21 protein-coding genes and 1 tRNA gene are annotated in these 20290 nt (G+C 62.1%); 19 read left to right on the top strand and 3 right to left on the bottom strand.

The genetic code is table 11. From position 1 onward, the window contains the following. Window positions 1–82: 82 nt before the first annotated feature. The 7 genes from DCO45_RS17970 (at window position 83) to tatC (ending at window position 4275) form a co-directional block, all read left to right on the top strand. Window positions 83–460, top strand: coding sequence for a phosphoribosyl-ATP diphosphatase (locus tag DCO45_RS17970; RefSeq protein WP_116927104.1), 378 nt, complete (start codon window positions 83–85; stop codon window positions 458–460). Then, on the top strand, window positions 457–846 hold the full coding sequence (locus tag DCO45_RS17965; RefSeq protein ID WP_116927103.1) for a hypothetical protein: 390 nt from the start codon (window positions 457–459) through the stop codon (window positions 844–846). Before DCO45_RS17970 ends, DCO45_RS17965 begins: the two co-directional genes overlap by 4 nt. Then, window positions 839–1948, top strand: coding sequence for a patatin-like phospholipase family protein (locus DCO45_RS17960; protein WP_232539433.1), 1110 nt, complete (start codon window positions 839–841; stop codon window positions 1946–1948). The genes DCO45_RS17965 and DCO45_RS17960 overlap by 8 nt, the downstream gene beginning before the upstream one ends. 95 nt (window positions 1949–2043) lie before the next feature. Further along, window positions 2044–2400, top strand: a complete 357-nt coding sequence (locus DCO45_RS17955; protein ID WP_116927102.1) for a histidine triad nucleotide-binding protein — start codon at window positions 2044–2046, stop codon at window positions 2398–2400. A 103-nt stretch (window positions 2401–2503) separates the two neighbouring features. Then, window positions 2504–2755 (top strand): Sec-independent protein translocase subunit TatA, encoded by a 252-nt coding sequence (gene tatA, locus DCO45_RS17950; RefSeq protein ID WP_021027787.1) that lies wholly within the window; start codon window positions 2504–2506, stop codon window positions 2753–2755. Window positions 2756–2820: 65 nt separating this feature from the next. After that, a complete protein-coding gene (tatB, locus tag DCO45_RS17945; RefSeq protein WP_116927101.1) occupies window positions 2821–3342 on the top strand; it encodes a Sec-independent protein translocase protein TatB in 522 nt (173 codons plus the stop codon). A 138-nt stretch (window positions 3343–3480) separates the two neighbouring features. Beyond that, window positions 3481–4275 carry a twin-arginine translocase subunit TatC gene (gene tatC / locus DCO45_RS17940; protein ID WP_116927100.1) on the top strand — a complete coding sequence of 265 codons (795 nt, stop codon included), beginning with the start codon at window positions 3481–3483 and terminating at the stop codon, window positions 4273–4275. Window positions 4276–4481: 206 nt separating this feature from the next. On the opposite strand, the gene DCO45_RS17935 is transcribed toward tatC, so the two are convergent. After that, window positions 4482–5645, bottom strand: coding sequence for a trypsin-like peptidase domain-containing protein (locus DCO45_RS17935; RefSeq protein ID WP_116927099.1), 1164 nt, complete (start codon window positions 5643–5645; stop codon window positions 4482–4484). A 581-nt stretch (window positions 5646–6226) separates the two neighbouring features. Between DCO45_RS17935 and DCO45_RS17930 the strand changes: the two genes are divergently transcribed. The 3 genes from DCO45_RS17930 to pdxA all read left to right on the top strand — a co-directional run bounded on the left by DCO45_RS17930 (window position 6227) and on the right by pdxA (window position 9483). Next, window positions 6227–7549, top strand: coding sequence for an MFS transporter (locus DCO45_RS17930; protein ID WP_116927098.1), 1323 nt, complete (start codon window positions 6227–6229; stop codon window positions 7547–7549). 103 nt (window positions 7550–7652) lie between these two features. After that, window positions 7653–8405 (top strand): Nif3-like dinuclear metal center hexameric protein, encoded by a 753-nt coding sequence (locus DCO45_RS17925; RefSeq protein WP_116927097.1) that lies wholly within the window; start codon window positions 7653–7655, stop codon window positions 8403–8405. 25 nt (window positions 8406–8430) lie between these two features. Further along, window positions 8431–9483 (top strand): 4-hydroxythreonine-4-phosphate dehydrogenase PdxA, encoded by a 1053-nt coding sequence (gene pdxA / locus DCO45_RS17920; RefSeq protein WP_243419410.1) that lies wholly within the window; start codon window positions 8431–8433, stop codon window positions 9481–9483. A 72-nt stretch (window positions 9484–9555) separates the two neighbouring features. On the opposite strand, the gene mscL is transcribed toward pdxA, so the two are convergent. Then, on the bottom strand, window positions 9556–9984 hold the full coding sequence (gene mscL / locus DCO45_RS17915) for a large conductance mechanosensitive channel protein MscL (RefSeq protein WP_116927095.1): 429 nt from the start codon (window positions 9982–9984) through the stop codon (window positions 9556–9558). A 131-nt stretch (window positions 9985–10115) separates the two neighbouring features. Between mscL and petA the strand changes: the two genes are divergently transcribed. From petA to DCO45_RS17885, 6 genes are all read left to right on the top strand, one after another. Beyond that, entirely contained in the window at window positions 10116–10712 is a 597-nt protein-coding gene (gene petA / locus DCO45_RS17910; protein ID WP_021027797.1) for a ubiquinol-cytochrome c reductase iron-sulfur subunit, read from the top strand. Between the two features lie 9 nt (window positions 10713–10721). Then, entirely contained in the window at window positions 10722–12170 is a 1449-nt protein-coding gene (locus DCO45_RS17905; RefSeq protein ID WP_116927094.1) for a cytochrome bc complex cytochrome b subunit, read from the top strand. A gap of 18 nt (window positions 12171–12188) precedes the next feature. Continuing rightward, window positions 12189–12953: a cytochrome c1 gene (locus DCO45_RS17900; protein ID WP_116927093.1), complete on the top strand. Its 765-nt coding sequence runs from the start codon at window positions 12189–12191 to the stop codon at window positions 12951–12953. A gap of 123 nt (window positions 12954–13076) precedes the next feature. Then, on the top strand, window positions 13077–13688 hold the full coding sequence (locus DCO45_RS17895; protein WP_116927111.1) for a glutathione S-transferase N-terminal domain-containing protein: 612 nt from the start codon (window positions 13077–13079) through the stop codon (window positions 13686–13688). An 81-nt stretch (window positions 13689–13769) separates the two neighbouring features. After that, the gene (locus tag DCO45_RS17890) at window positions 13770–14291 is read left to right on the top strand and encodes a ClpXP protease specificity-enhancing factor (RefSeq protein ID WP_116927092.1); all 522 of its coding nucleotides are present in this window, start codon (window positions 13770–13772) and stop codon (window positions 14289–14291) included. A 49-nt stretch (window positions 14292–14340) separates the two neighbouring features. After that, a tRNA-Thr gene (locus DCO45_RS17885) sits at window positions 14341–14416 on the top strand. 79 nt (window positions 14417–14495) lie between these two features. Here the strand turns inward: DCO45_RS17885 and DCO45_RS17880 are convergent. After that, entirely contained in the window at window positions 14496–14804 is a 309-nt protein-coding gene (locus DCO45_RS17880) for a hypothetical protein (RefSeq protein WP_116927091.1), read from the bottom strand. A 373-nt stretch (window positions 14805–15177) separates the two neighbouring features. Between DCO45_RS17880 and secA the strand changes: the two genes are divergently transcribed. From secA to DCO45_RS17865, 3 genes are all read left to right on the top strand, one after another. Further along, window positions 15178–17916, top strand: coding sequence for a preprotein translocase subunit SecA (secA, locus tag DCO45_RS17875; protein WP_116927090.1), 2739 nt, complete (start codon window positions 15178–15180; stop codon window positions 17914–17916). 79 nt (window positions 17917–17995) lie between these two features. Next, entirely contained in the window at window positions 17996–19228 is a 1233-nt protein-coding gene (gene argJ, locus DCO45_RS17870; RefSeq protein ID WP_116927089.1) for a bifunctional glutamate N-acetyltransferase/amino-acid acetyltransferase ArgJ, read from the top strand. 85 nt (window positions 19229–19313) lie between these two features. Then, complete coding sequence (locus DCO45_RS17865) at window positions 19314–20270, top strand: ATP-binding protein (protein ID WP_116927088.1); 957 nt, start codon at window positions 19314–19316, stop codon at window positions 20268–20270. Window positions 20271–20290 lie beyond the last annotated feature (20 nt).

Raw genomic sequence — 20290 nt, 5'->3', positions numbered from 1 at the left:
TTCGGGCACTGTCTTCTTCGGCCGCCCTGCGCGGCTGCTTCGCTATATTTTCGCTATGACCGATACCTCTGTTTCTGCTGCCATGTCCTCTACCGATGCGTTGATGCGCCTGGCCGAGGTGCTGGAGTCGCGCAAACCCGCCAATGGTGGCGATCCCGAGGCCAGCTATGTGGCGCGCCTGCTGCACAAGGGCCCGGATGCCTTTTTGAAGAAGGTCGGGGAAGAGGCGACCGAAGTGGTGATGGCCGCCAAGGATGTGGACCATGGCGCGCCAGCCTCCAAGCTGGTGTACGAAGTGGCCGATCTGTGGTTTCATACGATGGTGGCGCTGGCCCACTATGGCCTGAGCCCCGCCGATGTGGTGAACGAACTGGTGCGCCGCGAAGGCTTGAGTGGCCTGGAAGAAAAGGCGATGCGCAAGGTAAAAGACCGTGAAGCTGAAGAAGGGAGTTCCGCATGAACGATGTCGTTGACGTGAAGACCGTTGATTCGGCCGCGATGGAGAGCCTCAAAACCTGGGGCTGGGTCAGCTATCTGCTGCACCTGATTGTGGCCGTGGCAGCGGTGGTGCCCACCGCACAGGCCAGCATCGTGCTGCTGCTGATCGCGCTCGTGATTGACCTGGTCAAGCGCAGTGATGCGCAGGGTACCTGGCAGCAAAGCCATTTTTCCTGGCGCATCCGCAGCGTCATCTGGGCCGGCGTGCTGTATGTCATCACTGCGCCGCTGTGGTTCCTGTTCGTCGTTCCGGGCTGGATTGCCTGGACTCTCATTTCCGTCTGGTTTCTCTACCGCATCGTGCGCGGCATGGTGGCGATGAACAAAGACCAGGCGATCAATGGCTAGCCACACGCCCGCCTCCGAGACGCCGGAGATGCCGCAGACGCCGGCCCCCGCAGAGGCCGAAGCGCCCAAGCGGGTGCTCCGCTCCAAGGGGGTGGACGAAAACACACCGCCTATCAGCCTGGCCTTGCAGGGCGGCGGCTCGCACGGCGCTTTCACCTGGGGGGTGCTCGATGCCTTGCTGGCCGACCGCAGCCTGTGGGTGGAAGGCATCAGTGGCACCAGCGCCGGGGCGATGAACGCCGTGGTGATGGCTTATGGCTACGGCAAGGCGGCAGCCACCGAGAGCGACAAACGCAAAGCCCACGAAGCGGGCTGCGAATCGGCCCGCGAATCTCTTAAACAGTTCTGGGAAGGGGTGGGCACGATGGGCAGCCTGATGGCAGGTGTGCCGATGGCCGGCAAAGCCATCTGGGACATGATGAGCCAGTGGCTCTCGCCCTACCAGACCAATCCGCTCGACATCAACCCCTTGCGCCGGCTGCTGGAAAAGGTCGTGGATTTTGACTTTCTCCAGCATGAGCAGGGCCGCAATGCGCCCCGGGTATTTGTCTGCGCCACCAATGTGCGCACCGGCAAGGGCGAAGTCTTCAGTGGAAAGCGGTTGACGGCCGATGCGGTGATGGCCTCGGCCTGCCTGCCGATGATGTACAAGGCGGTCGAGATCAAGGACCAGTATTACTGGGATGGCGGCTACTCCGGCAACCCCTTGCTCTACCCGCTGATCTACCAGACGGGCAACAGCGATGTGCTGCTAGTGCAGCTCAACCCCATTGAATACAACGAGGTGCCGACCAACGCCCAAGAGATCATGGACCGCATCAATGAGATCACCTTCAACGCCAGCTTGCTGGCCGAGCTGCGCGCCATGGGCTTTGTGCGCCGCCTGCTCGATGAAGGCAAGCTGGACCGGGAGCGCTACAAGTACATGCTGATGCACCATGTCGATGGGGGAGCTGTGCTCAAGAGCTATGGCGCATCCAGCAAGAACCGCTCGGATGCGCCTTTTGTGCGCGAACTGTGCGAGCGGGGCCGTGTCTCCGGCGAGAACTGGCTGACCAGGCACCGGGCGGATGTCGGTGTGCGTTCCGGTTTCAAGGTGTAATCTACTGCCTGTTGGCACGGTTGCTGCTTGCACCTTGCTGATGACTGCGGGCTGACTGCGACGGCGGCGCCCTTGTTTTGAGAGATAAGAAGTTTATGCACGATCCAGATTGCCTTTTTTGCAAAATCATTGCCGGCCAGATTCCGTCAAGCAAGGTCTATGAAGACGAGGACATGCTGGTGTTCAAGGACATCCATCCAGCCGCGCCCGTGCATTTGCTGATGGTGCCCAAGCTGCACATCGCCTCGATGGCACAGGTGGGCGCCGAACACGCTCCCTTGCTGGGCCGCATGCTGGCCAAGGCGCCACAACTGGCGCTGGATAACGGCTGCAATCCCTATCCGCAAGGGGGTTTCCGGCTGATGGTCAACACCGGTGAGGAGGGCGGGCAGGAGGTGCACCATCTGCACATCCACCTGCTGGGCGGCCCCAGGCCCTGGAAAAAGGGCTGAGCCCTGCGCTGGCAGTGGGGCGATGACCTCGCCGCGTGACAGTATTACGAAACCGGTAGATGCCCAAGGCGTCTAAAATGCACATATTCGCTAGGAGAATTTCATGGGTTCCTTTTCTGTTTGGCATTGGCTGATTGTTCTGCTCATCGTGGTGCTGGTATTTGGTACCAAGAAGCTCAAGAACATCGGCACCGATCTGGGTGGTGCCGTCAAGGGCTTCAAGGATGGCATCAAGGACGGCGGCGAATCCGCCTCGCCCGCTGCATCCACGACGACCACGGCACAGCAAGTGGGTCAGTCGCCTGCGGCCGACAAGAACACCACCATCGACGTCGAAGCCAAGAACAAGGGCTGATGTGCGCATGACAGGGGCTGTGGGCAAGCCGCAGCAACCGCTTGTGTGCATTCGATGGGGTTGGAATGTTTGATCTCGGTATCTCCAAGATGGCCTTGATCGGTGCGGTGGCACTGATCGTCATTGGCCCTGAAAAACTGCCGCGCGTTGCGCGCACGGTAGGCACATTGCTGGGCAAGGCGCAGCGCTATGTCAACGACGTCAAGTCCGAGGTCAACCGCTCGATGGAGCTCGACGAGCTGCGCAAGATGAAGGAGAACGTCGAGTCGGCCGCGCGTGATGTGGAAAGCACCATCCGCACCAACTCCGCAGACTTCGAGAAAAACCTCAACGACCAGGCCAATGGCACGGCCTCATCGGGCAGCGACGACAGCTTCTACACCGCCGATCCCTATGCCGAGAGCTATGACGGCGGCTCGGCATCGACGGTGGCTCCGGTCTACCACCACCCTCGCAAGAACTGGCGCGTGAAGCGCGGCGCCACTCCCCAGTGGTACAAGCACCAGGCAGGTGTGCGCACCCATGTGCAGTCAGGCGCGGCGCGCGTGGCACGTTTTCGGCCCAAGAAGCCCTCGTCAGGCCTGTGATGGCGCCCGCAACGCAGCCCGCTCCCGGAGCCGCGCGTTGGCATGTTTTCTCACTGGTATTTCCATCGGCCCGGGGCGCTGCAGCCTGCGCTAACGCGCTGCGCTCCCGCGAGGCCTTGATCCGCAACAGATATCCCCATGTCCGAAACCCCTTCTAAAGAAGACGAGCTGGCCGGCACCGAGCAGCCCTTTGTGCAGCACCTGATGGAGCTGCGCGATAGGCTGCTCTACAGCATTGGTGGCGTGCTGGTGGCCCTGGCTTTGTTGGCCTTCTGGCCTGGCCCCGATGGGCTGATGAACTTCATCGCGCATCCGATCAAGATGCACATGCCGCCCGATGCCAAGCTGATTGCCGTGGGCGTGTTCTCGCCCTTTATCGTGCCGCTGAAGGTACTGGGCATGGCGGCCATTTTGCTGGCCTTGCCGTGGATCATGTACCAGCTCTGGGCGTTTGTGGCCCCGGGCCTCTACATGCATGAGCGCAAGTTTGCGCTGCCTTTGATATTTTTTGGCAGCTTGCTGGCCTATGCCGGCATTGCCTTTGTGCAGCTGTTTGTGCTCGATCGCATGTTTGGCTTTATCCAGCATTTCACGCCGTCAAGCGTGGCGGCCACGCCAGATATTGCCTCCTATGTCGAAGCCATTTTGTCGCTCTACCTGGCCTTTGGTCTGGCCTTCCAGGTCCCCATTGTGGTGATCCTGCTGGTGCGCCTGGGCATCGTGGAGATCGCCAAGCTCAAGTCGTTCCGGGGTTACTTCATCGTGCTGTCGTTTGTTATTGCGGCGGTGGTGACCCCTCCCGATGTGCTCTCGCAGATTTCGCTGGCCGTGCCCATGTGCATTCTGTATGAGGTTGGCATCCTGGGTGCCACCTGGTTCTCGCGCAACCAGCCCAAGAAGGAAGAAGAAGCGGACACGGACGCCGCAGCCTGATCGCCTACCCACCGGCCAGATACGCCAAAGCCCCGTGCTGACCTGAGGTCAGCCGGGGCTTTGCTGTTGGTGGGTCAGGGCCAGCGCCAGCGCCAGGGGTGGGCCTGGTGCGGCGTCGTTGCGGGGACCGGGCTTGATGGCCCAGATCTACCTCCCTTTGATCAACGTGCAAAGGCGAGTGCGCTGCCAACGCCCCTCGCCAGGGCTTAACGCCGGCCTTGGGGCATCGCGCGGTTGTTGACCGGGCGGGTGCCGGGCGTGATCGGCAGGGTCAGGCTCTGGTCACCCCGGCGCAGCTGCACTTCGGAGGTGGTGCCGGGCACGAGAGCCGCCACGGCAGTCAGCAGGCTTTGCACATGGTGGACCTGCATGTCGCCGATCTGGGTGATTACATCGCCCGGGCGGATGCCGGCATTGGCAGCTGGCCCGCTTTGCAGCACGCCGGTGATGATCACGCCGCTGTCGGCCTTGACGCCAAAGGTCTCGGCCAGCTCGGGTGTCAGGTCATTGGGCTCGACGCCGATCCAGCCACGCGTCACCTTGCCGTCGCGCACAATGCTGTCGAGCACATTCTTGGCCAGGGCGACGGGTATCGCAAAGCCAATGCCCATGCTGCCGCCGGAGCGCGAATAAATGGCCGTGTTGATGCCCACCAGATTGCCGTTGACATCGACCAGTGCGCCGCCCGAGTTGCCGGGGTTGATGGCCGCGTCGGTCTGGATGAAGTTCTCGAAGGTATTGATGCCCAGCTCGCTGCGGCCCAGCGCGCTGATGATGCCGCTGGTGACGGTCTGGCCCACGCCAAAGGGGTTGCCAATGGCCAGCACTTGGTCGCCCACCTCGGCCGAGTCCGAATTGCCCAGCACGATGACGGGCAGCTTGTCCAGGCTGATCTTGAGGATCGCCAGGTCGGTTTCCGGATCGGTGCCCATGACCGTGCCCTTGGCTTTGCGGCCATCGGTCAGGGTCACCTCGATATCGTCGGCCGCTTCGACCACATGGTTGTTGGTGAGCACATAGCCGTCGGGGCTGACGATCACGCCGCTGCCCAGACCTGCCTGGTTTTGCACGCCCTGGTCGCCAAAGAAGAACTGGAACCAGGGGTCATTGGCGCGCGGGTGGCGCACTGCCGTGCTGGTGTTGATGCTGACCACCGCCGGCGAGGCCTTTTTGGCCGCAGGGCTGAAGCTGCTGGTCGCCACACTGGCTCGGTTGGCCTCGCTTTGCGGCGCCTCGATCAACGCAATGCCCGCATTGCTGCGTACCGCATTGTTGCGCTGCAGCCAGCCCGGCTGCAAGGTGGCGACGATAAAGTACAGGGCCAGCAAGACAGTGACCGATTGTGCGAAAAGAAGCCAGAGGCGTTTCATAAAACCTGGGGTTGGGAGTGGGGCGGCCGCGTCTGGCTAACAGCCCCGCGCGGCGCAGAGCATTGCCATTGATTATGGCACCGGGCTTGGCGGCAAGGGGCTGCCAAGTCGCTAGCTGCTGTGCACAGGATGCATGGGTTGATGCCCCATGGCGGCCAGCGGACTCCCCGCATTCTGGCGCATATCACTGTCATCTGCGATGTATTCCATCGTCTTTTACGATGTCATGGCTGCGACATTGTTCTCCAAACTGTACCAATCTGTTGGATTGGCGGCGAAGCTCTCCAAAATAAGTTGCTTGCGGAACAATCTGGGGGTGGACAGCGCGTTCGGCTGTGGTGGCATGCCCTAGCGGCGAGGGATACTTTTCGTGACACCGGCAGAGCGCAAAGGGTAAGTACCTAGAATGGTTCCCCAACCTTTTGACTGCGCTCTTTTGCTCATCGTGGTTCCCTGCGAACGGGTCCATCTCTCCTCTCGCTGGCTCTGACTCCCGCCATCCCGGGTCTCGCCGAACCCCTTGATATGCGCCCATAACGCGCTGCGCTTTGCGCTGTCCTGCTCTGGAATGTAGAGGACACATGACTTCGCTGACTGCTGACCAAGGTGGGGCCCCAGCCGCCTCGCCTGCCAACCGGCCCCTGAACCGGAATGATTACAAGACCCTGGGCCTGTCGGCCCTGGGCGGCACCCTGGAGTTTTATGACTTTGTGGTGTTTGTCTTTTTTGCCAACGTACTGGGCTCGCTGTTCTTTCCAGCGTCGATGCCCGACTGGATGCGCCAGCTGCAGACGCTGGGCATTTTTGCCGCCGGCTATCTGGCGCGTCCCATTGGCGGCATCTTGATTGCCCACTTTGGCGACATCCTGGGCCGCAAGCAGATGTTCACGCTGTCGGTGTTCCTGATGGCCGTGCCCACCTTGGTGATTGGCCTGCTGCCCACCTATGAAACCATCGGTCTGGCCGCGCCCATCCTGCTGCTGGCCATGCGCGTGCTGCAAGGCGCGGCCATTGGCGGTGAGATGCCCGGCGCCTGGGTGTTTGTGGCCGAGCATGCGCCGGCCAAGCGCTACGGTTTTGCCATTGGCTCGCTGACCTCGGGCATCACCGGCGGCATTTTCCTGGGCTCGATCATTGGCGTCTGGCTCAACAGCGTCTACAGCCCGGCCGAGATCCACGACTGGGCCTGGCGCATTCCCTTCATTCTGGGCGGCGTGTTTGGCCTGGTGTCGGTGTACCTGCGCAAGTTCCTGCACGAGACCCCGATCTTCCAGGAGATGCAGGCTCGCAAGCAGGTCGACCGCGAACTGCCGCTCAAGACCATCCTGCGCGACCACCGCGAAGCCAGCGTGGTCGTGGCGCTGATGACCTGGATCCTGTCCACCGCCGTGGTGGTGGTGATTCTGTTTACGCCGTCCTACCTGCAAAAGGTGTTCCATATCGCGCCTGCGGTGGCCCTCAAGGCCAATGCGGTGGCGACCGTGACCTTGACCATCGGCTGCGTGTTCTGGGGCTGGCTGTCGGACCAGTGGGGCACGCGTGCCGCCATGGTGCTGGGCTGGGGTGGCATGGCTGTCACTGCCTATCTGTTCTACCTGAACCTGCCGGGCACCGACATCTCGCTGGTCTGGACCTATGCGCTGGTAGGCTTCTTTGTGGGTGCGATCTCGCTGCTGCCGGTGGTCGGTGTGCGCGCCTTTCCGCCTGAGGTGCGTTTCACGGGTCTGTCCTTTTCCTACAACATGGCCTATGCCGTGTTCGGCGGTTTGACCCCGATGCTGGTGTCCGTCTGGCAGCAGGCCGATGTGATGGCGCCTGCCCACTATGTGGCCGCGATGGGCGTGCTGGGCGTGGCCATGGGCTTTTGGCCGCTGGCCGTCAAGGGCTGGGTTGCCAAGAAGTAAACCCGCTCCAGGCTGATCGCCCCCGGCAACCCGCTGCATGCTTGGCATCAGCGGGTTTTTGCATTCCGGGGTGGCGCGCTGCGCGGGTCTGAGACAATCGGGCATGACTACGACCCGCCACGACATGCTGCAGGCCTTTGATGCGCTGCTGCAGCCCGCCCGCTTCAAAGACTATGGCCCCAACGGTTTGCAGGTAGAGGGCAAGGCCGAGATCCGCAAGCTGGTCAGCGGTGTGACGGCATCGCGGGCGCTGATCGAGGCGGCCATTGCCGACCAGGCCGATGCCATCTTTGTGCACCATGGGCTGTTCTGGCGCGGCTACGACGGCCGCATCACCGGCTGGATGAAGCAGCGCATCGAGCTGCTGATCAAGCACGACATCAATTTGTTCGCCTACCACCTGCCGCTGGATGCGCATCCGGAGCTGGGCAACAACGCCCAACTGGGCGCGCAGCTGGGCTGGCAGGCCGATGCCCGCTTTGGCGATCAGGAGCTGGGCTTTATCGGCAGCGTCGATGCGGTGGCGCCGGTGCAAGTCGCTGCGCACTTACAACAGACCTTGGGGCGCTCGGTCACGCTGGTGACGGGCGAGACGCCGCGCCCCATCCGCCGCATGGCCTGGTGCACCGGCGGTGCGCAGGGCTTTTTCGAAGCGGCGATGGCCGCTGGCGCGGATGGCTTTTTGACCGGTGAAATATCGGAGTCCCAGACCCATCTGGCGCGCGAGACGGGTGTGAGCTTTTTTGCCGCCGGCCACCATGCCACCGAGCGCTATGGCGCGCCGGCAGCGGCTGCCGCCGTGGCCCAGCAACTGGGCGTGGCGCACCGCTTTATCGATATCGACAACCCCGCCTGAAGCGCTCCATTCCAAGGACATGCCCGTGCACTCCGCTCCCTTGCTCGCCATCACCCAGGGCGACCCTGCCGGCATTGGCCCGGAAATCGTGGCCAAGGCCTTTCGCGATGCGCCTGAGCAAATGCAGGGCTGCTTTGTGGTGGGTGAGCTGCAGACCATGCGCCGCGCAGCGCAGCTGTTGCAGGGCCCGGGCCGCTGCGCGCTGCCGGTGGCCGACATCGCTGACCCGCAAGAGGCTTTGCAGGTGCCGCCGCGCTGCATGCCGGTGCTGTCGCTGCCGGGCTTGCCCGGGCCGTTGCCCTTTGGCCAGGTGCAGGCCGAGGCCGGGCGTGCTGCTGCCGAATGCGTGCGCTGGGCGGCGCGCCAGGCCTTGCATGGCCAGATTGCCGGGCTGGTGACGGCGCCGCTGAACAAGGAGGCGCTGCATCTGGCAGGGCTGGCGTTCCCCGGCCACACCGAGCTGCTGCAGGCCGAAGCGGCCCAGCACGCCGGGCTGCTGCTGGCGCAGATGCCGGTGCGCATGATGCTGGCCAACGAGGCGCTGCGCACCGTGCTGGTGAGCATCCATGTATCGCTGCGTGACGCCATTGAGGCGGTGACCCAGGCACAGGTGCTGGAGACCATCCGCATCACGCACGAGGCCTTGCTGCGGGCGCTGGGGCGGCCGCCCCGGATTGCGGTAGCGGGGCTCAATCCCCATGCCGGTGAGGCCGGCCTGATGGGGCGCGAGGAGCTGGAGCACATTGCGCCCGCGGTGGCCGCTGCCCAGGCACTGGGCATGCAGGTGGTGGGGCCGGAGCCGCCCGATACCGTGTTCATGCGGGCCCGCCACAGTGCCGAGCACCCGGGCGCCTTTGATGTGGTGGTGGCCATGTACCACGACCAGGGCCTGATCCCCGTGAAGTACCTGGGGCTGGACGAGGGCGTCAACGTGACCCTGGGCCTGCCGCTGGTGCGCACCAGCCCGGACCACGGCACCGCCTTTGATATTGCCGGCCAGGGCCTGGCCGATGCGGCCAGCCTGATCGCGGCGGTGCAGATGGCGCGCCGTTTGGCAGCGGGACAGGTGCAGGCGTAAAAAAGCAGCCTCGAGAGGCTGCCGGGTATCTGTGCAAAAGAAGCAGAATTTCTGCTTCTTTGTTGCAAAAAATCAACGTTTTTGCTGCAGGCTGTCGCGGATTTCACGCAGCAGCACCACGTCTTCCGGGGTGGCAGCGGGCGCTGGAGGGGGCGCGTCGCGTTTGAGGCGGTTGATCTGTTTGACCATCATGAAAATAATGAAAGCCAGGATCGCGAAGTTCACCGCGACGGTGATGAAGTTGCCATAAGCAAACACCGGAATGCCCGCTTTTTTCAGCGCGTCGAGTGTGCGCGGCACGCCATCGGGAATGGTACCCAGCACGACGAAGAGATTGGAGAAGTCCAGCTTGCCAAAGACCAAACCGACGATGGGCATGATCAGGTCATTGACGACCGAATCGACGATCTTGCCAAAAGCGGCGCCGATGATCACACCAACGGCCAGATCCATCACATTGCCCTTGACCGCAAACTCGCGGAATTCCTTCATGAAGCTCATGCGCTGCTCCTGTCAAATAAACATGACGCCTAGTATCGCTCAGCTTCAAGGGTTTCGGCGCATTGCATGATGGGCAAGACACTTCATACAATCCGCAAAAACCGAGATATAAGCGTTGACCAAGGAGCCCCATGAGTGATTCTTCCATCGACTCCAGTAAAAGGACGTGGCTGATAGCGTCGGGATGCGCAGGTGCTGTCGGAGGAGTCGCCACTGCGGTCCCCTTTGTCAGCTCCTTCCAGCCGTCAGAAAAGGCCAAGGCCGCCGGCGCTGCCGTTGAAGTGGATATCTCGGAGCTCAAGCCCGGCGAGAAAATCACCGCCGAATGGCGCGGCAAGCCGATCTGGATCCTGCGCCGCACGCCCGAGCAGATTGCCGAGCTGCCCCAGCTCGACGGCCAGTTGGCCGATCCCAAATCCGAGCGCACGGCCTACCCGACACCGGACTACGCCAAGAACGAAACCCGCTCCATCAAGCCCGAGGTGCTGGTCGTGATCGGCATCTGCACCCACCTGGGCTGCTCGCCCACCGACAAGCTCCAGCCCGGCCCCCAGCCATCGCTGCCCGATGACTGGAAGGGCGGTTTTCTCTGCCCCTGCCACGGCTCCACCTTTGACCTGGCCGGGCGGGTGTTCAAGAACAAGCCCGCGCCCGACAACCTCGAAGTGCCAGCGCACCAGTATCTGAGCGATACCAAGCTGCTGATTGGCGAAGATAAAAAAGCATAAGGAGGCGCCATGGCACACGAATTCAAGGAGATATCGCCGAACGCCACCTTGGGCGCCAAGGCCGGCAACTGGCTGGAGAACCGCTTTCCCACGGCATTTGAGGCCTATCGGGTCCATATGTCGGAGTACTACGCACCGAAGAACTTCAACTTCTGGTACATCTTTGGCTCGCTGGCGCTTTTGGTGCTGGTGATCCAGATCGTCACCGGCATCTTTTTGGTGATGCACTACAAGCCCGATGCCGAAAAGGCGTTTGCCTCGGTCGAGTACATCATGCGCGATGTGCCCTGGGGCTGGCTGATCCGGACCATGCATTCCACCGGCGCCTCGGCCTTCTTTGTCGTGGTCTACCTGCACATGTTCCGTGGCCTCCTGTATGGCAGCTACCGCAAGCCGCGCGAGCTGGTCTGGGTGTTTGGCTGCGCGATCTTCCTGTGCCTGATGGCCGAGGCCTTCATGGGCTACCTGCTGCCCTGGGGCCAGATGTCGTACTGGGGTGCGCAGGTGATCGTCAACCTGTTCTCGGCCATTCCCTTCATCGGCCCGGACCTGGCGCTGCTGATCCGGGGCGACTATGTGGTGGGCGATGCGACGCTCAACCGTTTCTTCAGTTTCCATGTGATCGCCGTGCCGCTGGTGCTGCTGGGCCTGGTTGCGGCGCATTTGCTGGCCTTGCACGATGTGGGCTCCAACAACCCCGATGGCATCGAGATCAAGGGCCCCAATGCTCCCAAGGATGCGCAGGGCCGGCCGCTCGACGGCGTGCCTTTCCACCCTTACTACACGGTGCATGACCTGTTTGGCGTGGCGGTGTTCCTGTTCATCTTCTCGGCCATCGTGTTCTTTGCGCCGGAGATGGGTGGCTACTTCCTCGAGTACAACAACTTCATCCCGGCCGACCCGCTCAAGACGCCCAACCATATTGCGCCTGTGTGGTATTTCACGCCGTTCTATTCGATGCTGCGTGCCATCACCAGCGAGATGATGGTCGCCTTGTCGGTGATCCTGGTCGCAGCCGTGGCCTATGTCTGCATCAAGACCCGCATGGCCGCCGTCCTCAAGGGCTTGCTGGTGCTGGTGGCGCTGGGGGTGCTGGCGCTGTTTGGTGCCTTTGCGTTCACCGGCATTGCAGCGCTGGGCGGTATCGACGCCAAGTTCTGGGGTGTGGTGGTGATGGGGCTGGCCGTGATCATCCTGTTCTTTCTGCCCTGGCTGGACCACAGCCCGGTGCGCTCCATCCGCTACCGCCCGCACTGGCACAAGTATGTGTATGCGGTGTTTGTCGTGAACTTCGTGGTGCTCGCCTATCTGGGGGTGCAGCCGCCATCGCCGATTGGCGAAAAGGTCTCCCAGGTAGGTACCTTGTTTTACTTTGGCTTTTTTCTGCTGATGCCCTGGTGGAGCCGCAAAGGCACACCCAAGCCGGTGCCTGAGCGTGTCACCTTCCATGCGCACTGAACCAGAAAGCATCCCACGATGAAAAAAATCATTCTCTCCGCATGCCTGGGTCTGGGTGTGCTTTTAGGGTCCGGTGCCGTGCAGGCGGCCGAAGGCGGTGTGGCCTGGGACAAGTTCAAGCCCGACACGACCAACACCACCTCGCTGCAAAACGGCGCCAAGCTGTTTGTCAACTATTGCCTCAGCTGCCATTCAGCCGCGTTCATGCGCTACAACCGCTTGCAGGACATTGGTCTTACCGAGCAGCAGATCAAGGACAACCTGCTGTTCACCACCGACAAGGTGGGTGAGACCATGAAGGCGGCCATCGATCCCAAGCAGGCCAAGGAGTGGTTTGGCGCCAACCCGCCAGATCTCACCCTGGTCGCGCGCTCACGTGCCAGCCACCAGGGCACCGGTGCCGACTACCTCTACACCTTCTTGCGCACTTTCTACAAGGACGACACCAAGGCCACCGGCTGGAACAACATGGCCTTCCCCTCGGTGGGCATGCCCCATGTGCTCTGGGAGCTGCAAGGTGTGCGCGTGCCGGTCTACCAAGAGGTCGAGGAGCACGGACACAAGACCCAGGTGTTCACCGGCTGGCAGCAGGTCACGCCGGGCAAGATGAACTCCACTGATTTCGATAAGAGTGTGGGTGATTTGGTGAACTATCTACAATGGATGGGTGATCCCAGCCAGAACACCCGCATGCGCGTCGGCGTCGGGGTGCTGATATTTTTGCTGGGACTCATCTTCATCACCTGGCGCCTGAATGCGGCGTTCTGGAAAGACGTGAAGTAAACGTATTTGCGTGCAGCCGGTTCAGTCCCTGTGAGCAGGGCTTGAATTGGGGTAGCCGATTTGTGTAGAGTGGGCGGCATTGACTGCAGTCCACTCTTTTTTGATTTTGAGGAGCCTCTCACCATGATGGTGCTTTATTCGGGAACGACCTGCCCTTTCTCCCACCGCTGCCGCTTTGTGCTGTTTGAAAAGGGGATGGATTTCGAGATCCGTGATGTGGACCTGTTCAACAAGCCCGAAGACATCAGCGTGATGAACCCCTATGGCCAGGTGCCTATCCTGGTCGAGCGCGACCTGATCCTGTACGAGTCGAACATCATCAACGAGTACATCGACGAGCGTTTCCCCCATCCACAGCTGATGCCCGGCGACCCCGTCGAGCGCGCCCGTGTGCGCCTGTTCCTGCTGAACTTCGAAAAAGAGCTGTTCACGCACGTGCACACCTTGGAAGAGCGTGCCGTCAAGGGCAACGAGAAGGCGCTGGAAAAGGCCCGCGCGCAGATCCGTGACCGCCTGACCCAGATGGCGCCGGTGTTCCTGAAGAACAAGTTCATCCTGGGCGAGAACTTCTCGATGCTGGACGTGGCCATTGCCCCGCTGCTGTGGCGCCTGGATTACTACGGCATTGAGCTGTCCAAGAACGCAGCACCGCTGCTCAAGTATGCCGAGCGCATCTTCTCGCGTCCTGCCTATATCGAGGCGCTGACGCCTTCCGAAAAGGTTATGCGCAAGTAAAAACCGCGCCAGCCCCGCCACTGGGCGGGCAGCGTCCGCAGGGCTGTGCTCTGCGGCGCTGGAGCGCGAAGAAAGTGTCCAATGAGTGAAATCCAGACAACATCCACCCAGCCGTACCTGATCCGCGCCTGGGTGGAGTGGTGCAATGACAATGGCCTGACCCCGTACCTGAGTGTTCGCGTGGACAAGACGGTGCTGGTGCCGCGCGAGTTTGTCAAAGACGGCGAAATTGTGCTCAACATCAGCTATGACGCAACGAGTGCGCTCAAGCTGGGCAATGACTACATCGAGTTCACCGCCCGTTTTGGCGGTGTGCCGCGCGACATCATGGTGCCCGTCAGCCGCGTGGTCGCCATTTTTGCGCGTGAAACCGGCCAGGGCATGGGGTTTCCTCCGCCTGAGGACCTGCTCGACGACGACGCCGATATCGCGATGGCTGCGCTCGAAAGCGCGGGTGATGCGGGTGAACCGGCTGGCGAGGCCAACGCTGCGTCTCCGGTGATGCAGGTCGTGACCTCCAGCGACGAGCCTCCGGCGCCTGACGGCAAGTCGCCCGGCCGCGCAGGCAAGGGCGGCAAGCCTTCACTCAAACTGGTCAAATAGGCCTCATTCGGCTTTGTTACGGGCAATCCCGTATAGAATGCCGAGTGTTGCCGGTTTAGCTCAGTTGGTAGAGCAACCGCCTTGTAAGCGGTAGGTCATCAGTTCGATTCCGATAACCGGCACCAGATTCCCAAGCCGTTCCCAGCCAGTGCTGTGAACGGCTTTTTTGCGTCCGGTGGCGTTTAACGGCGCTGGTGGAGTCGCTCAGCGCAGTACTTTGAGGCGAATATCTGCCGTCGGGTAGCCTTTGACGCGCAGATGGGCCGCCATCGCCGGCAGCAGCTGCTTCATTTTGGCAGCGCAGGCATTGTTGGCCACCAGCAGGCACCACTGGTCACCGTCGATCGGGCCGGGCTTGATCGAGGCGCGCAGCATTGGCGGGATCAGCGGCTCCACCAGTTTGAAGCGGGCAGAAGACTCCCGCGTCAAAGCCACGAGGCTCGCCAACGTGGGCGCCTCGCTCGCGGCTTGTTCTACGGTGACGGCGAAATGCCGGCGTTGGGGCTGGATCATGGCTGGATCATGGCTGGGTCATGGCTGGATCATGGCTGGGTCATGGCTGGGTCATGGCTGGGTCATGGCTGGGTCATGGCTGGGTCATGGCTGGGTCATGGCTGGGTCATGGCTGGGTCATGGCTGGGTCATGGCTGGGTCATGGCTGGATAGGGGTGTCAGGGGCAGACCGGGGGCGATAGCCATACATTGCAATGCACCTGCCACAACGCATTCTATTCAGGGTTGTAGAATGTTTTATTCGGCAGGCGTCGTTCCCGGTATTGAAGCCGGGGTCATTGCCTCCATCTGACACAACACTAATCACTAGGAATTCCGGTCGCATGGCAGGGGTGGACGCAAGTGCATTCCCTGGTTGTGTGGTTCTGTTCGCATGGCAACCAATTTCTTCACCAAAATTTTTGGCAGTCGCAATGATCGCCTGCTCAAGCAATACCGCAAGGTCGTCGCTCGCATCAATGCGATGGAGCCGGAGTACGAAAAGCTCAGCGACGAACAATTGCGCGAGAAGACGCAGGAGTTCAAGAACCGCATCGCTGGCGGAGAGTCGCTGGACAATATCCTGCCCGAGGCATTTGCCGTGGTGCGTGAAGGCTCCAAGCGGGTGATGAAGATGCGCCACTTCGATGTGCAGATGCTGGGCGGCATGGCCCTGCATTACGGCAAGATCGCCGAAATGCGCACCGGCGAAGGCAAGACCTTGACGGGTACCTTGCCCGTGTACCTGAACGCGCTGAGCGGCAATGGTGTGCACGTGGTGACGGTCAATGACTACCTGGCCACGCGTGATGCGACCTGGATGGGGCGCCTCTACAACTTCCTGGGTCTGTCGGTGGGTATCAACCTGTCGCAGCTGCCCAAGCATGAGAAGCAGGCCGCCTACAACTCCGACATCACCTACGGTACGAACAACGAGTACGGCTTTGACTACCTGCGCGACAACATGGTGCAAGATGCCAGCGAGCGCGTGCAGCGCCGGCTGAACTTCGCCATCGTCGACGAGGTGGACTCGATCCTGATCGACGAGGCGCGCACGCCCTTGATCATCTCCGGCCAGGCCGAAGACCACACCGCCGCCTACCTGGCGATGCGCGAAGTGGTGCCACTGCTCACGCGCCAGGAAGGCGAAGCCGACCCCCGCACCGGCGAGGGCGTGACCAAGCCGGGCGACTTCACGGTCGACGAAAAGGGCCACCAGATCCACCTGACCGAGCAAGGCTACGAAGCGGCAGAGCGCATTCTGGCTGAAAAGGGCATGCTGGCCGAAGGCGCATCGCTCTACGATCCCGCCAACATCACGCTGGTGCACCAGCTGTACGCCGCACTGCGCGCCCAGCACCTCTACCACCGCGACCAGCACTATGTGGTGCAGGGCGGCGAGGTCGTGATTGTCGATGAGTTCACCGGCCGCCTGATGTCGGGCCGCCGCTGGAGCGAAGGTCTGCACCAGGCCGTTGAAGCCAAGGAAGGCGTGGAAATCCAGGCCGAGAACCAGACCCTGGCATCGATCACCTTCCAGAACTATTTCCGCCTGTACAACAAGCTGGGCGGCATGACCGGTACTGCTGACACCGAGGCCTATGAGTTCCAGGAAATCTACGGTCTGGAAACCGTGGTGATCCCGCCCAACCGCCCCAGCAAGCGCGATGACCAGCTGGACCGCGTCTACAAGACCACGCCCGAGAAGTATGCGGCGGCGATCAGCGATATCCGGGAGTGCTACGAGCGCGGCCAGCCCGTGCTGGTGGGCACGACCTCGATCGAGAACTCGGAAATCATCGACGAGATGCTGAAGAAAGAGAACCTGCCCCACCAGGTGCTCAACGCCAAGCAGCATGAGCGCGAGGCAGACATCATTGCCCAGGCGGGGCGCCCCGGCGTCATCACCATCGCGACCAACATGGCAGGCCGCGGTACCGACATCGTGCTGGGCGGCAATATCGAAAAGCAGATTTCCGCCATCGAGGCCGACGAGTCGCTGTCCGAGACGGAGCGCCGCAACAAGGTCGAAGCCTTGCGCGCCGAGTGGAAGATCGAGCACGACAAGGTGACCGAGCTGGGCGGCCTGCGCATCATCGCGACCGAGCGCCATGAATCGCGCCGTATCGACAACCAGCTGCGTGGCCGTGCCGGCCGCCAGGGTGACCGTGGCTCCTCGCGTTTCTACCTGTCGCTGGACGACCAGCTGATGCGCATTTTCGCGGGCGACCGTGTCAAGGCCATCATGGAGCGCCTGAAGATGCCCGATGGCGAAGCCATTGAAGCGGGCATTGTGACCCGTTCCATCGAAAGCGCGCAGCGCAAGGTGGAAGCGCGCAACTTTGACATGCGCAAGCAATTGCTCGAGTACGACGACGTCGCCAATGACCAGCGCAAGGTCATCTACCAGCAGCGCAACGAGATTCTGGATGCGGTCGACCTGGCTCCGATGATCGACGGCATGCGTGACAGCGCGCTGGCCGATATCGTGCGCCAGTATGTACCCGAGCAGTCCATGGAAGAGCAGTGGGATCTGGCCGGTCTGGAGAAGGTGCTGCGCGAGGAATGGCACATCGACCTGCCACTGCAGCAGCTGCTCGATGGCGCGGAATCGATCTCCGACGAGGAAATCGAAGAGAAGGTCGTTGCCGAAGGCGCACGCCTCTTCAATGACAAGCTGGAGCAGGCGGGCAAGGAGAACTTCATGCAGTTCATGCGTGCGGTGCTGCTGCAGACCCTGGATTCCAGCTGGCGCGACCACCTGGCCGCCTTGGACTACCTGCGCCAGGGCATCCACCTGCGCGGCTACGCCCAAAAGCAGCCCAAGCAGGAATACAAGCGCGAGGCTTTCGAGCTGTTCAGCCAGCTGATCGACCAAGTCAAGACCCAGGTCACCCGCGTGATGATGTCGGTGCAGATCCGCTCGCCTGAGCAGCTCGATGAAGCGACCGAGCAGCTGGAGCAAAGCAACGACCGCACGGCCCATGTGACCTACAGCGGCCCCGACGAGTCGGGCGACGCCGAGTCCAGCGAGCCGCTGGCGCTGCCTGAAGGCGTGCGTGTGGCCCGCAATGATCCATGCCCATGCGGCAGTGGCAAGAAATACAAGCTCTGCCACGGTAAACTCGCATAAATTACCGGATTGCTTCACCACAACGGGCTTTGACTGGTTCATCGCCCGTTTTTTTCATGGTTTCAAGGAAAAGACTGATATGCCCGTCAATTTGAAAGCCCCAATAGCGCAGGACCTGGCTCCTGTCGCCGGTATTCGCATTGGTGTGACGGAGGCCGGCGTGCGCAAGGCCAACCGCAAGGATGTGACGGTGTTCTTGCTGGACGAGGGCAGCCATGTCGCTGGCGTGTTCACCAAGAACCGCTTTTGTGCCGCGCCGGTGCAGATCTGCCGTGAACACCTGGCCAGCCACAGCCAGTCGATACGCGCCATCGTCATCAACACCGGCAATGCCAATGCCGGCACCGGCGCCGATGGCCTGGCCCGTGCCCACGCCACCTGCGATGCGCTGGCAGGCCTCTTGAAGATCGATGCCCAGCAAGTGCTGCCGTTCTCGACCGGCGTGATCATGGAGCCGCTGCCAGTGGACCGCATCACTGCGGGCCTGCCTGCCGCCATTGCCGATGCGCAGCCGGGCCACTGGGCCAAGGCCGCTGAAGGCATCATGACCACCGACACCTTGCCCAAGGCGTTTTCCGCCTCGGCCACCGTGGGCGGCAAGACGGTGCAGATCACCGGCATCAGCAAGGGCGCGGGCATGATTCGCCCCAATATGGCGACCATGCTGAGTTTTCTGGGCACCGACGCAGCCATCAGCCCCGAGCTGATGCCGGCGCTGGCCAAAACCCTGGCCGACCAGTCGTTCAACCGCATCACCATCGATGGTGACACCTCGACCAATGACTCCTTTGTCGTGGTCGCTACCAACCAGGCCGGCAATGCCCCGATCAGCGACTGGAACACCACCGATGGCCAAGCCTTGATGGCTGCGCTGCGCGAAGTGGCACAAAAGCTGGCGCAAGCGATTGTGCGCGACGGCGAAGGCGCCACCAAGTTCATCCAGATCGAGGTCGAGCAAGGCCGTACCGAAGAAGAATGCCGCCTGGTGGCCTATGCGATTGCGCATTCGCCGCTGGTCAAAACGGCTTTCTTTGCTAGCGACCCCAACCTGGGACGCATTCTGGCTGCTGTGGGCTATGCCGGTATCGAGGACCTGGACCAGACCCAGATCGAGCTGTACCTGGACGATGTGCATGTGGCCACCCAGGGCGGCCGCAACCCGGCCTACCAGGAGGCCGATGGCCAGCGCGTGATGAAGCAGCAGGAGATTGTGGTGCGCGTGCAGCTGGGCCGTGGCAACGCATCCACCCAGCTGTGGACCTGCGACCTGAGCCACGACTATGTGAGCATCAACGCGGACTACCGCTCCTGATACCGCTTGGCCAGCGCGCTGGACTGCCCCCAAGCAGGGCGGGGTCCGGCCCCGCTGGCATCCCAACCCTGTGCGTCTGGATACCATGACCGAGTCTTCCCACTCTTCCCTCTCCCCGCTTGAGCGCCTGGTGCAGCGCGCCGAGCAGCTGATGCAGCGCATCGAGTCCGTCCTGCCCCAGGCGCTGCAGGCGCCGGCCGACTGGAGTGATGCCATTGCCTGGCGCTACCGCAAGCGGGCCAATGGCTGTGGCGTGCTGGAGCCGGTGCGCCATGTCGGGGCGATGTCCTTGTCCGACCTGCAGAACATCGACGGGCAAAAAGAGAAGATTGCGCGCAACACCGAGCAGTTTGTGCAAGGCAGCACCGCCAACAATGTGCTGCTGACGGGCGCGCGCGGTACTGGCAAGTCGTCCCTGATCCGCGCCTGCCTGCATGCCTATGCGCCCCAGGGCCTGCGCCTCATCGAGGTGGACAAGGCCGATCTCACCGACCTGCCTGATATCGTCGATGTGGTCGCTGGCCGGCCCGAGAAATTCATCATCTACTGCGATGACCTGAGTTTTGAAGAGGGCGAGCCCGGCTACAAGGCGATGAAGTCGATCCTGGATGGCTCGGTCTCTGCGGCCACACCGAATGTGCTGGTCTATGCGACCAGCAACCGGCGCCATCTGCTGCCCGAGTACATGACCGACAACCTGGCCCAGCAAAAGGGCGAGAACGGCGAGATCCACCCCGGCGAAGTGGTGGAAGAGAAGATTTCGCTGTCCGAGCGTTTTGGCCTGTGGGTGAGTTTCTACCCGTTCAGCCAGGACGAGTACCTGCGCGTAGTGGGCCAGTGGCTCTCAGCGCTGGGTGTGGCGGAGGCGGATATCGAGGCTGCCCGGCCCGAGGCCCTGGTCTGGGCGCTGGAGCGCGGCTCGCGCAGCGGCCGGGTGGCCCACCAGTTTGCCCGTGACTGGGCTGGCCGCAGCCACCGCGAGGTGCAAGGTCGCCAGAAAATTGCCGATGTGGCCGACCTGGGCGAAGAGGCCCAGGATTGAATATACCGGGCTGCTGTGCT

It is taken from the genome of Comamonas sp. JNW (assembly GCF_003105075.1).
GTDB lineage: Bacteria > Pseudomonadota > Gammaproteobacteria > Burkholderiales > Burkholderiaceae_C > Comamonas > Comamonas squillarum.
Note: the sequence above shows the minus strand (reverse complement) of the source record. Positions and strands in the feature narration are given on the sequence as shown.